The following is a 14,586-nucleotide window of genomic DNA, read 5'->3' as shown; positions in this document are numbered from 1 at the left end:
ATCTATTTTTTTTCGTAGGCTTTGGTTTTAAAAATACAACTATCGAAAACAATTAAGCTAAACAAAATCTTCCAGAAAATTATAGGATTAAGTAAGTAGACTTGAAACCTTTTCAATCACAACAATTGTTATAATTATAAGAAAAAAAGTGTAATAACAATGGGAATAAAGGTAGAGAATCTCCTAGTAGTGAATTTTAAAATGGTTTGTTTTTTTCTAGTAGTAGTGCCAGTTGTGGCTGGTAAATAGAATACTATTTTATCACTATTCACCAGCACACACAAAGCACTCAGTATATGTACACTAAATCATTTTAGTTCATCCACATACGATTTCTGCTCTTTCTTTTACCTCCAAACATTTCCATATTATAGGTTAATGAGAACATTACATATTGCTTTAATACCGTATTTTCCTCATCTACAATAGCTGTTGGTGTAATAGTTCTGGTAGCACTTACATTCTGATCTAATATATCATACACTTTTACCTTCGCCAATAACTTTTTATCTAAGAAATAATATCCTAAACTAGTATTCCATAAGTAGAAGTCTTTTTGAAAACCATCTGCTATATTAGAGTTATACGTATACCCAAAATCGTTCCCCCATACTAAATTCTTAGGCCATGTTAAAGTAGTTTCAATTCTCGCTTTATGCGTAAAATTACTACTGTTATCTATAATATAATTATCGTAATTAGTAGTATTATAGGTATAAGAATAACTAGGTTCTACCGTAAACATATCTGTTATTTCGTACGTAAGAGACGCCTTAGGATTTAATTGCCATGTAGATGACTCATATAGTTCTGCATTCGTTAACCCTTTACTTCTACTTTGATTAACATTCATACTTACACGGTAACGGAAACTAGAACCTTCACTTTTAATTTGCTTATTATAACTTACCCCTGTATACCAACTATAAACATCATCTAAATTCTGGTAAGTAGTAGTCCCCTTATTAGAATCATCATACACAACTGAGGTTACAATTTGATCCTGATAATAATTACCTCCTAACCACATAAACATTCCTGTTCGAGTAGAGTAATCATAATTATTAAAGTTGAAATACAAATTATGCCTTTTTGTTGGTTGCAGATCCCCATTACCAACAACAGTATTTAATGTATTAGAAAGGTTTTCTACAGGTAATATTTGTTGTGCAGATGGCAAACTTACATTATAGCGATATCTAGACCAAATAGACTTTGATTTATCCATACGGTAATTTAAATGTGCAGAAAGATTAGGAAACACATAGTTTTTATCAAGATCTGTATTTACTCCCAGATATCTTGAATTATTTTTAAAACTAACAATATCTGCTCCTAAATCAATCCCGCTTCTAAATTTCTTTTTTCTTAACTCAAGAGTTACTTCCGGGTTTAATCTATTTTGTATAGAACTATAGTAATTAGATTGCTCTCCATTTAAATCGGTATAAGCTCCAGAGGTATCATTAAAATCATAGGTTTGCCTACTATCTATACTCTTAGAATATTCATATTCTACCCCAACACGTAATCGCAAAGAATCTCCAACAGGCTCTCTATATGAAGCCCCTACTGTATAATCTGTATTCTCTGTGTTATCTAATATATTCTGATTTCTGATTTCTTCAGGATCTCCTGTAGCATAGTAATAAGTTTCTGATTGCGTATATAAATCTGCATCGTCTTTACTATTTTCATTTTCAAATCTAAAACTCAAGCCCCTTCCATCCTTTTTAAACCTTTTATACAGAAACAATGTATTGTTAAAAGTATTGCTGTTTTTTTGTTGCTTAGAACTACTTATACTCTCATTCAACACCTGTCCTGTATCATCAGACGTATTCTGCGACCCAGAATAATTATTCTCATTAAACGTATTTTTAAATCCTGGGTTTAAGTAAACTGAGAATGTAGAATCTATCTTTATTTCAATATCAGTACTAATATTATGTCCTCTACTATAATTATCGGTAATATAGTCTGAAGATGTATACGTAGTTCTGTCTGGTAATAAGTTAGTAGTGTTTGTTCTATTTACATTATCTGTATTAGTTTCTGTAAAATAATAAGTCACACTCGGCTCAACAGCATCATCCCCAAAATTATCCGCATAATTAAGACCAATCATGTTTGATTGCGTAATTCCCGTACTTCCTCCAAATTGTTGTCCGTTAATATTAAAAGATCCATCAGAATTTGTCCATATCGACATATTTCTTCCGCCTCCCATATTATCAAAAATATCATCCATAGAAAACCCTATAGAGTTGATATTATTAGAAGACCCTAACACACTAATCTTTCTATCTCCTTTAAAAGTATTAAATAACAAACTACTCTCGTACCTATCATCGGTTCCGTAACCAGCTGTTGCCTTACCAAACAACCCTTTATTTTTATCTTCCTGAATGGTAAGGTTAATGGTTTTTTCCTCAGAACTTGCCGTATCTCCAGACAACTCTTCTTCCTTCGTTTTGGTATCGACAACCTGAATTTTTTCAATTAAATTAGCTGGTAGATTCTGAGTTGCAATTTTACCATCTTTACCAAAGAAGGGTTTTCCGTTTACTAAAATATTATTCACTTCCTTACCATTAACAGTAATGGCTCCATCAGAGGTAACATCTACCCCCGGAAGTTGTTTTAACAAGGTCTCTACATTAGAATCGGGAGCTACTTTAAACGAATTTGCATTAAATTCTAAAGTATCTGCTTTCACCGTTATAGGTGTAGCAGTACCTACTACACTAACCCCCTCTAATTGAAAGGCCATAGGCTCCAAACCTATTGTACCTAAATTGATTGTCTCCTTATCTAAAGAAATATCTTTTCTGTAGGTTTCATAACCATTATAGTTTATCACAACCCTAACTTTTGAAGCTTTTGTCTTAAAATCCAGATCAAAACTTCCGGAAGTAGACGTAACGGTGTAATTAATTAACGTGCTGTCTGCAATGGTTTCTGTGAAAACAGTAGCCGAAGATAGTCCCTGTTGGTTTTCGTCTTTTACATTTCCTGTTAGTTTATACTCTTGGGCTTGCATGCCAGTAAAAACACAAAAAAGTAACAAGAAAAAAGAGATGTTTTTCTTCATAGAACTTACTTAGTTATTTTGATTGATGATTAAATTTCAACGAAAATAACTAAGTATTTCACACTAAAATGTTAAGCTTTTTATTTTAATAATACTTTAACACCTTAAATCACTCTTAAAAAATTGTTATTTCTTTCTAAAATAAACATCTATAGGCACTCCATTAAAATCGAAATACTCTCTCAATTTATTCTCAATAAAACGTTTGTACGGGTCTTTTATATACTGCGGAAGGTTTGCAAAAAATACAAACTGTGGCATTGGAGTTGGCAATTGCGTACAAAACTTAATTTTTATATACTTACCCTTAACAGCCGGTGGTGGATAATTTTCAATTAGCGGCAACATCAACTCATTAAGCTTACTAGTAGGAACACGCTTAGATCTGTTCTCATACACCTCTACAGCCGTTTCTATAGCTTTATAAATACGTTGCTTAGTTAATGTCGACATAAAAACAACAGGGACATCAGTAAATGGCGCTATTTCTCTTTGAATTGCGCTTTCAAACTCTTTAGCCGAATTTGTATCTTTCTCTACTAAATCCCACTTATTAACTAAAATTACAACTCCTTTTCGGTTACGTTGTGCCAACCAAAAAATATTAGAATCTTGTCCTTCAAAACCTCTGGTTGCATCTATTACCAACAAACACACATCGGCATATTCTATAGCCCTAACCGAACGCATTACCGAATAAAACTCAAGATCTTCTTTAACCTTGGCTTTTCTTCTAATACCTGCCGTATCAATTAAGTTAAACTCAAAACCAAAACGGTTGTATTTAGTATCACTACTATCACGGGTAGTTCCTGCAATATCAGTAACTATATATCTATCCTCTCCAATTAAAGCATTGATAAAAGATGATTTCCCTGCGTTTGGTCTACCTACCACAGCAAATCTTGGTAATTCACTTTCTTCCTCTTCTTCTTTCTCAGGTAATGCTTTAACAACTGCATCTAATAAATCTCCAGTCCCACTACCATTAATACTAGAAATAGAATAATACTCCCCCAATCCTAAGCCATAAAACTCAACGGCGTCTGCTTCTCTTCCAGCACTATCTACTTTATTAACTGTTAAGAAAATTGGTTTCTCTACTTTACGTAATAAAGTAGCCACATCATTATCTAAACCTGTAATACCAGCTTCAACGTCTACAACAAAAACAATTACATCGGCTTCATCTATAGCCAACTCTACTTGCTTATCTATTTCTTGTTCAAAAACATCATCACTTCCAACTACATAACCTCCGGTATCTATAACGGAAAACTCTCTCCCATTCCAGTCTGTCTTACCATAATGGCGATCTCTTGTTACTCCACTTACGGAATCAACAATAGCCTCTCTACGCTGCACCAATCTATTAAAAAGCGTCGACTTACCTACATTTGGCCTACCTACTATAGCTACTATACAACTCATTCTATTAAAAAATTAACTGCAAAGGTACTTATTTAGATTGTTAACAAAAAACAAATCTGTAGGTAGCCTTAAAGATTCTAACAAACACATACACAGTAACCTTTATCATGATGCAGGATTTTGATTAAAACATTGCTCCAACATCTTATAAACTTCGGGGTGTTTCCGTTTCATTAATTTTGGCCTACTGAAAAAATACTCAGAAGCTACCGCAAAAAACTCTGCTTGTGATGTTCCTCCATAATTTCTGATATCTGACTTATCTTTATTGATGTCTTCCATAGTTTTATGAATCAGTTTTAACCACGGCAAAGCGTTTGGCTCACTAAGTAATTGTTTTGGAATACCGTCAATTGCACCATCTACCCCATCTATTAAATGCACAAATTCATGTATAGCGGTGTTTAATTTGTCGGTATCATTTTCAAAACCATGATGCAGTGCCTTTTTAGAAAGTATCATAGTATCTTTTAACCTACCAGAACCAACAACCCCTAAAACAACCTTATTCGCATCTTGAGACCCAAATTGAAAATCTTCATTAAAAGCATCAGGATACAATAAAACTGTTCTTAAATTAGGATAATACCAATCTTTAAAAGCTAATGTAGGTATTACAGCTCCTACAGCTACCAGAACTTTATCATAATCGGTTACCTCAACATTAACTCCTTCTACAATAACCTCATCTAAGAACTTCATAATACGTTGTTGAAATAACACCTTATCAGCATCTGTTAATCTCTTATAAAAAATTAACTTATGTAGATACTTCTCCCAATCATTAGGAAAAACATAATCTTTCTTCTTTTTCTTTTTGAAGAAAACAACATACACCAATAACACAATAGACACTATTACTAATACATATTCCATACAAAGATTAAAACTAAAATTGTACCATAAAAATAGAGATTCTAATAAATATTACATGACCTATTTAAATAAAACTACAACACTCTATTTACTATTAATAACTTGTTTTTAGCTCGGTAGGTTAACATTGATTTCCCTTTTTATGGTAGAAAAATGAAAAATTTGAGTTTGCTACCGAAGCTTCTGCAGTAGCGGTTAAGTCTGGAAAAGCGGTAAATGCAAAATATAAAGATGGTGTTGCTGTATTTGCTTTACCTAAAGCAGGTTTAATGGCAGACACCTCTGTTGGAGGACAAAAATTTAGTTATGAATCTTTCTAATCCATAGTTATTCATGATCAAAAAACCCGGCCTAATGGTCGGGTTTTTTACTTATTTAACTTATCACAGATAAGCATCATTATTTATTATTGTATCCAAATCGTTTTAATTGATTTAGATTGCTTCTCCAGTTTTTATTTACTTTCACATAAAGTTCTATATGCACCTGCTTTCCAAAGAATTTTTCTAAATCTTGTCTGGCTTGAACCCCTACTCTTTTTAAGGCTTCTCCTTTATGACCAATAATAATTCCTTTTTGGGTATCACGCTCTACCATGATCACAGAACGAATACGAATAATATCGTCACTTTCTACAAACTCCTCTGTTTCTACCTCAACTGCATAAGGAATTTCCTTTTTGTAGTTCAGTAATATTTTCTCTCTAATGGTTTCGTTTACAAAGAAACGCTCTGGCTTATCAGTCAACTGGTCTTTAGGATAAAATGCAGGAGATTCTGGTAATAACGCTACAATTCTGTCAAACACTTCAGGAACATTAAAGTTTTCTAAAGCAGATACCGGATAAATCTCCGCATTAGACACTTTCTCTGTCCAATAAGCTACTTGTTCTTCCAACTCTTCCTGTGAAGACTTATCTATTTTATTCAATAATAACAGAACAGGTATTTTAGACTTATTTATTTTTTCAAAAAACACTTCGTCTTTAAGTTCCTTTTCGCCAATCTCTACCATATATAATAGCACATCTGCATCTTCAAAAGCCGATTTTACAAAATCCATCATAGAGGCTTGTAACTCATAAGCCGGCTTAATAATACCCGGGGTATCTGACAGTATCACCTGAAAATCTTCTCCATTTACAATTCCTAAAATACGGTGTCTGGTAGTTTGTGCTTTAGAGGTAATTATAGAAAGTTTCTCCCCAATAAAAGCATTCATCAATGTAGATTTACCCACATTAGGATTCCCGATAATATTTACAAAACCTGCTTTATGACTCATTTATTCCTGATTTTAATTACAAAGGTACTAATAAAAAAAGCCCCAATACATAGGGGCTTCTCAAATTACTCAAAATTAAGCTTCTTATTGATATACTCTTATGTAATCAAGAATATATGCTTGGGGAAATATAGTATCATCTACTTCCGGACCTCCAAAATTTCCTCCAATAGCCATATTTACTAAAAAGTAAAAAGGCTGATTGTAAGGCCAAACAACCTCTGTCTTATTTTCAGGGTTGAAGGTATACACCAAAACATCGTCTACATAAAAAGCAATCTTATCTTTTGTCCAATCCATAGCATAGGTATGGAAACCTTCTTCAATAGCTTCAAATTTTGTTTTTTTTGTATTAATGGTTTCCCCATGACTATCTTGTGTATGCAACGAGGTAAAGACCATGTGAGGTTCTTTACCTATATACTCTAAGATATCTATCTCACCGCACAAAGGCCATCCCTTTTCACCTATATTACTTCCTAACATCCAGAAAGCAGGCCAAATACCTTCCCCTATTGGCAACTTTGCTCTAGCCTCTATGTAACCATACATAAACTCCTTTTTTCCAGCTGTTGTGATGCGAGTAGATGTATATGATGAGTCCTTGTGCTTTGCAGTAATATACAGCATCCCATCTTTTAACTCATGATTATTTTTTGTATAAATCTGCCGTTCATTATTACCCCAGCCACAAATATCAGGGCAACCGTTACCAAGTTCAAAATTCCACACCTTAGTATCTAACGTGTCGCCCGAGAAGTCTTCCTCCCAAACAAGCTTCTTAGCTGCTTTTTGAGGAAAAGCACACAGGCTTAACAAGCAACATGTTATAAAAAACAAGCTTCTCTTCATACTATTCGTTTTTGTATTTAAAAGAGGCTTCTAAAACATCTACAGAATTACCTCCCACAAACACTTTAAAATCTCCAGACTCAGCCTCCCATTTTTTATTTCGGGTATAGAACGATAACAATTCTCTATCTATTGTAAATATTACTTTTTTGGTTTCACCTGCCTTTATAAATACTTTTTCAAAGCCTTTAAGCTCTTTAATTGGCCTGGTCGTACTTGCCACCAAATCTCTTAGATATAATTGCACCACCTCTTCACCATCTAACTTACCAGTATTGGTTACTGAAACCGTTACCGTAAGGGGTTCTCCTTCTGAAAATGATGAAGCACTCAACGATATATTATCATACTTAAAGGTTGTATAACTTAAACCATACCCAAACGGATATAAAGCATCTCTACGCTCATCTACATAATGAGAATAGGTTACATCTTCTATAGGCCCTGGTCTGCCTGTATTTTTCTGATTGTAATACAATGGCTCCTGACCTACGCTTCTAGGAAAAGACACTGGTAACTTTCCACTTGGATTATATTTCCCAAACAACACCTCAGCAACTGCATTACCATGCTGCGAACCTAACAACCAACTTTCTAAAATAGTCGGAATATTAGCAGCACTCCAGCTTATATCCATAGGCCTTCCATTCATAAGCACCATAACAACATTGCTATTCGCTTTGTATACCACTTTAATCAATTCGTCTTGTACTCCAGCAAAACCGATATCGGTCTGACTTCTTGCTTCTCCTGTTTGAAAAGCATCCTCACCAACTACTAGTATTACCAAGTCTGCCTCCTTAGCCGTTTCAACAGCCTTACCAAAACCAGACGTATCTGTTTCATTAATAGTCATATGTTTTAAAAAGCTGCGTTCACCAATAGATAAATCTGCTCCTTTTGCATAAGTTACCTTTGTTCCTTTCGGTGCATATCTGCGTATTCCTTCTAAAACAGAAACTGCAGAGTTAGATACTCCCTGACCTCTCCAATTTCCTAGCGGACTGTCATTATCATCCGCTAGCGGTCCAATAACTGCTATGGTTTTTACTTTAGAAGCTATTGGTAAAAGGGCATTTTCGTTCTTTAATAAAACAATCGACTTTTTACCAGCCTCAAGAGATAGTTGCTGATTCTCTTTAGAATACAACTCCTTTTTCTCTGCCTTGGCATCACAGTATTTATAAGGATCATCAAACAACCCTAATTGAAATTTAACCCTAAGAATTCTCTTAACAGCATCATCTACCAAAGTCTCGCTTACACGCCCTTCCTTAATTAAATCTTCTATAGAAGTTTCATAAGCATTGCCTTCCATATCCATATCACTACCAGCAGTTAACGCTATATATGCTGCTTCTTTATGATTTTCCGCTACACCGTGAGCAATCATTTCTGAGATAGAACCCCAGTCTGAAACTATAAACCCTTTATAGTTCCATTCTTCTTTAAGGATCTCTCTTTGTAAATATGGGTTTCCTGTAGAAGGTATTCCGTCTATTTCATTAAAAGAATTCATAAAGGTTAACACACCTGCATCTGCCGCAGCCTTAAAAGGAGGCAATATCGTATTATGCAACTCACTCATCCCTAAATTTACCGTATTATAATCTCTACCTGCTTCGGCAAAACCATAACCAGCAAAGTGTTTAGCACACGCAGCAATAGCCGTAGGAGATGTAAGGTCATCGGTCTGAAACCCTTTTACTCTAGCTACTCCAATTTTAGCAACCAGAAATGGATCTTCCCCGGCACCTTCCATAATTCTTCCCCAACGGGCATCTCTTGAAACATCTACCATAGGAGCAAACGTCCATCCTATACCAGCAGCAGCCGATTCTCTAGCAGCAGCTCTTGCCGTACGCTCCATAATATCTAAATCCCAACTAGCACTTTCTCCAAGAGGGATCGGAAATAATGTTTTATACCCATGAATAACATCGTATCCAAAAATCAAAGGAATTTTTAATCTTGAATTTTCCATGTTTAGACGCTGTGCTTCTTTTGTAGCCTTAACGCCGGTTACATTTAGCATAGACCCCACTAGTCCGCGCTTTAAATTTTCAAGTCGATTTTCGTTTCCTGCAGTAGGTGGACCTGTTACATCCCAGCTTGCACTGTACTGCACCATTTGTCCTATTTTTTCTTCGAGTGTCATTAACGACAGTACAGAATCTACCTTTGCCTCTAACTTGGTTTTACTCAAGGACTGGGCAGATAGTCGTACAGAAATCATTAATAACAAACTCAGTATAACAAGCTTGCATCTCATATATACACACTATTTGTAAAGTACCCGGATGTACCGGGTACTTTTATTATATTTTAATAAAGCTGATTTATTATTGATAAACCCTTACATAGTCGATCTCCATTGTAGATTCAGAAAATGAACTATCAATTGTTCCTCCAAAGTTTCCTCCCATTGCTACATTTAGAATAAGGAAGAAATCAGAGTTAAAAGGAAGCGAGCTATCAATATCTATTGAATGAAACGGTGTAGTATCATCATCTATAAAGAACTGAATACTATCTTCACTCCACACTGCAGAATACAAATGATACGCTGAAGAAGCATCAGATACCGTTGTAGATCCTGTAACCCCATTACCACCTGAATTACCTGTGTAATGAAGTGTTGCATGAATAGTTCCCTGATCATTACCCACATGCTCCATAATATCTATTTCTCCGCAAGCAGGCCATGTATTAGTTGCATAATCTGCTCCCAACATCCAGATTGCAGGCCATGTACCACCCCCTTCAGGAAGCTTAGCCCTCACCTCAACTTTACCATAGGTAAATTCAAAATTACCTTCGGTTTTAAGACGTGCTGAAGTATAAGAAGACCCCATATAGCTTTCTGCTTTTGCAGTAATTTTTAAAACTCCGTTTTCAACAGTTACATTATCAGAACTATCTGTGTAATATTGCTCTTCAAGATTACCCCATCCATTGGTTCCAGTTCCTAAATCATAAGACCATTTAGTAGTATCCGGAGCACCATCTGTGTCAAACTCATCAGACCAAACTAAATTGGTATAATCAACTGTACCAGAACTACCTCCTTGATCTGCCACTGGAGTAGTAGTAAAGATATGATACCAAGCATATAACGGTTCATTACCCTGAACCACTCTCACCATTAATCTATTTTCTGTTAATGAAATGATTTCATATTCACTAGACCCTGCATAGAAGCCCATAAATCCACCATCTGAATACGTCATGGTTGTTCCTCTGTACCCTCCGTCTTCTGTTGCAATAGAATTTGAAGGACTAAAAGAAACTGTTTTCACTCCATCAATATCAAAATCATAACATCCTTCTTCACCTAAACCAAGGTCAGATGCGTATAACCCTTGAATAAACGCCATACCCGTAGGGTTGGTTTGCTCAAACGTCACAAGATCTCCACTAACAGCAAACTCAAACTCTGCATCATACATACATGATCCCGATTTCTCGAAAGCAACTGCCGAATACCAATTTGAAAAAGTATGAGCACCATCATCATACACCTGATCATTAGGTCCTAAACCTAAATGCCCTACTTCTGAGGCTGCCCAATACCAAGTTTTAGAAGATCCACCTGTTAAATACGCTATAGCCTCATCATCTGAGAAGCTACTATATACCGTAACCTCTGTAGTAGTACTGGTAGTAACTCCTCCTGTACCATTAGCAACAACAGTCACCGTATATGTATTAACACCATTAATAGCAAATTGCTTTTCTAACTCTCCGCTAACCGATGTATAGTTCGTATTATCACTAAAGATGTACTTGTAACTAATGGCGTTATCTGCAGTAGTGGTGAAGTTCACAATTCCTGAACCATCACCATCTATATTACTAGCATCAACCCCTTGAATTTCATAATCAATTACAAGATTAGTAGGTGTTAATATAGGTCCAAAAGTGGCATCCTCCTCCTGACAATTAGAAAACAGAAGCACAATGGAAAATAATCCTATTAATTGTTTTATATATTTTCTCATGATCATTTTTTAGTTTGTAAGTTTTATATCGTCAAAATAGTAATAACCTTCGGTACCATTAAATCCAAAGTCATAGAACACTACAACTCTTACATATTGAGCCGATAAATTAGCAGAAGAAAAATCGAATACTAATTCTTCCCATCCATTTGCTACTGTTGTTGTTGCAGATACCTCTGCTACTACAGAAGCATCAACATTCTCTAATTTCATTAATACTGTAGTACCTACTGTAGGCGACCATGACTTGATGGCTATTTTAGTCTGGCTACTAAAGTCTATATAATTATCAAGCTCTAAATATGAGCCCGCCCAAGTCTCTGCGTAATCAGGTTTGTAAAACTCTGCAACCGTAGGACTGCTATTCACTGCATCGGAAGCAGGATTAGCAACTAACTGAGACGTAGCATTACCAAAATTAGTGAACGTATAAGAAATTAAAGAATTTTCAAAAGTAACCGGTAATTCTAAACTAGGGTTCCCAGTGCTTAACTCTACTTGATCAAAATAGTATACCGAACCATCTCCTACATTTCCAAAATCATAGAAAATAACAACCTTATGATAGTCTACCGTCGGGTCTACTCCTGTAAAATCAAAGTACAATGTTTCCCACTCGTTTGTTACAGTTGTTGTGGTTGTACTCTCTATAAACACCGCACCGTCATTAGCATTTTCAAGCTTTAATAAAACTGTAGCCCCTGCAATAGGTGAATACGATTTAACGCTTAAGAATGTGCTCGAAGTAAAATCAACTGGCTCGTCTAATTGTAAATACGTACCCGCCCATGTTTCAGCGCCTACTATTTTAGTAAACTGACCCACTGTAGCACTTGTATTAGCTCCGCCAATTGACGGATTAGCCACTACGGCTCCGTACGCATTACCAAAATCTGTAAAGGTATAATTCAATGTAGCCGACTCAAAAGTTATTGGCAATATTAGTGGATTATACACCTCCACTTCTTCGGTATATACTGTTGTAGCGGTGCCACCACTGTAAGCAGTTACGGTAACTATATACACCCCAGTATTGGCATATGTGTACGGAACCACATCACCTTCGTTAAACTGAACTGCCTCTAACGTATCATCTTCTCCAAAAGTTACATCAAAATACGTTTCATATGTAGCCGTTGCACTCACTGTAAAAGAGAACGGATCTCCCGTTACTTCTGCTACATCAACCACTAAATCTTCAGGAGCCACAAAGGTTACATCAACATCTTTAGTTAAAACAGTAGTTAAACCTGTAACACCTGTTGCCATAACCGTTACGGCATAAGACCCTTCTGAGTAATTGTGTTGAGCCTTATTTCCAGGAGTTACATCAGCAGTATCTGAACTATCTCCAAAATCTACTGTATACAACGTAACCCCTTCACCATCTGGCTTTATGCTTACCAAACCTGTGTTATCTTGTGTAACGGTTAACAAGGCCGATAAATTTGAAGGTGCATCCACATCCTCTAAGAAAGCTGTGTCAAAATCATCTTCAGTACACCCTACAAAAGAAATGAGGGCAATTATATACATTAAAATATTTATTTTTCTCATGTTATATCTCGTTTAGTAGTTAGGGTTTTGCACCCAATTTCCGTTAGAAAATTGTATCTCTTCATAAGGAACCGGGAATATCTCATTCTTACCGGCTGTAAATCCATCTATGTTTTGAGCTGCCTTTCCGGTTCTTACCAAATCAAAGAAACGGTGACCTTCTCCCATTAGTTCTAATCTTCTCTCCTCATAAATATAATCTGTCAACGAGTTTCCTGTAACAGAAATATTATGATTGCTATCTCCAAAAGCACGTTCTCTTACCATGTTTAAATACGCTTGCGCTTTTGTATCACTTATTCCTCCACGATTATTAGCCTCAGCAGCCATTAGTAATACATCTGCATACCGAATAGCTCTGTAGTTATTAGGATTAGTAAGATTAAGATCAGACTGTGCATCACTACTTCTGGTACGAGGCAAATACTTTCTATTAAAATACCCTGTATGCTCATATCCTGTTCCGTAAGTAGCTCCTGTTTGAGCTGCCCATGCTTCTATGTCAAGTACCGTATAATCTCTTCTCATGTCATCACTATCAAAAGCACTATACGCTTCTGCAGTCGGGATATTAAAACTATACCCTGATGAAAATGTAGGTCCGTCATAATTTCTAATCCCATTAAAACCAACAGCCACATTCCCTTCACTGCATTGCAAACAACCAAACCCTGCTCCTTCAACATCCGTATACTGAATTTCAAATACCGACTCTACTCCATTTTCTTGTTCTTCTTCAAACAATGTAGAAAAATCGCTTACTAACGAATAGTTTCCTGAGGTAATTACATCTTCAAGTACCGCTGCAGACTCCGTAAATTTCTCTTGGTACAGGTATACTTTACCAAGTAGTGCCTGAGCAGCTCCTTTAGTAGCACGCCCAACGTTTGGAGCAGTTGTACTCATATTTTCAACCGCATATAATAAATCTGCTTCTATATATGCATATACATCTTCTACTGAAGAACGTGGAATTGATTTCTCGTCGTTAATTGCAAAACGGGCATCATCCTTTAAAGGTAGAGCCCCAAACCATTTTACCAATTCAAAGTAAAAATAAGCTCTTAGAAAACGAGTTTCTGCTAACATTTGCTCCTTACCATCAAAGTCTGTTTTATCTTTAAACTCCATGATGTAATTTGCTCTATTTACTCCAGCAAAATTCCAGTCCCAAAGATTTTTCAGGTTATCGTTAATAGGGGTATGAATCATATCGTCTATTTGCTGGAAACCAACAACGTCCGTCGCGCTTTCACCTCCGCATAGCGTGTTATCAGAAGCAATCTCACCAATTAATACATTCACATAGGTAGATTGTAAAATATCATACACCGCAATAAGTGCATTATAATAGTCGTCTTCAGAGTTAAAATAATTTTCTGCATCTATAGAATACGCTGCATCTCTTTCTACAAAATCATTGCTACATGAAAATGTTACAAATAGCATGACCATTACAGCCCATATAGTTAATACATTATACTTTTTCAT

The 14,586-nt window shown here is 35.7% G+C and carries 9 protein-coding genes; all 9 read right to left on the bottom strand.

All coding sequences use genetic code 11. The annotated features are described in order from the left end of the window. Positions 1-313: 313 nt before the first annotated feature. The 9 genes from NBRC110019_RS09370 to NBRC110019_RS09330 all read right to left on the bottom strand — a co-directional run bounded on the left by NBRC110019_RS09370 (position 314) and on the right by NBRC110019_RS09330 (position 14,586). Entirely contained in the window at positions 314-3,094 is a 2,781-nt protein-coding gene (locus tag NBRC110019_RS09370; protein WP_281754318.1) for an outer membrane beta-barrel protein, read from the bottom strand. Between the two features lie 126 nt (positions 3,095-3,220). Continuing rightward, complete coding sequence (gene der, locus NBRC110019_RS09365) at positions 3,221-4,525, bottom strand: ribosome biogenesis GTPase Der (RefSeq protein WP_281754317.1); 1,305 nt, start codon at positions 4,523-4,525, stop codon at positions 3,221-3,223. A gap of 105 nt (positions 4,526-4,630) precedes the next feature. Further along, on the bottom strand, positions 4,631-5,401 hold the full coding sequence (locus tag NBRC110019_RS09360) for a M90 family metallopeptidase (RefSeq protein ID WP_281754316.1): 771 nt from the start codon (positions 5,399-5,401) through the stop codon (positions 4,631-4,633). Positions 5,402-5,800: 399 nt separating this feature from the next. Next, positions 5,801-6,685, bottom strand: coding sequence for a GTPase Era (era, locus tag NBRC110019_RS09355; protein WP_281754315.1), 885 nt, complete (start codon positions 6,683-6,685; stop codon positions 5,801-5,803). 84 nt (positions 6,686-6,769) lie between these two features. Then, positions 6,770-7,537 (bottom strand): glycoside hydrolase family 16 protein, encoded by a 768-nt coding sequence (locus NBRC110019_RS09350; RefSeq protein WP_281754313.1) that lies wholly within the window; start codon positions 7,535-7,537, stop codon positions 6,770-6,772. Between the two features lies 1 nt (position 7,538). Next, positions 7,539-9,809, bottom strand: coding sequence for a beta-glucosidase BglX (bglX, locus tag NBRC110019_RS09345; RefSeq protein ID WP_281754311.1), 2,271 nt, complete (start codon positions 9,807-9,809; stop codon positions 7,539-7,541). A 70-nt stretch (positions 9,810-9,879) separates the two neighbouring features. Further along, entirely contained in the window at positions 9,880-11,538 is a 1,659-nt protein-coding gene (locus tag NBRC110019_RS09340; RefSeq protein ID WP_281754309.1) for a glycoside hydrolase family 16 protein, read from the bottom strand. A 9-nt stretch (positions 11,539-11,547) separates the two neighbouring features. After that, positions 11,548-13,095: a hypothetical protein gene (locus NBRC110019_RS09335; protein ID WP_281754308.1), complete on the bottom strand. Its 1,548-nt coding sequence runs from the start codon at positions 13,093-13,095 to the stop codon at positions 11,548-11,550. 12 nt (positions 13,096-13,107) lie between these two features. After that, positions 13,108-14,586, bottom strand: a complete 1,479-nt coding sequence (locus NBRC110019_RS09330) for a RagB/SusD family nutrient uptake outer membrane protein (RefSeq protein ID WP_281754307.1) — start codon at positions 14,584-14,586, stop codon at positions 13,108-13,110.

Source organism: Neptunitalea chrysea, assembly GCF_027924145.1.
GTDB lineage: Bacteria > Bacteroidota > Bacteroidia > Flavobacteriales > Flavobacteriaceae > Neptunitalea > Neptunitalea chrysea.
The sequence above is the reverse complement of the archived record's forward strand: the minus strand, read 5'-3'. Positions and strand labels throughout refer to the sequence as shown.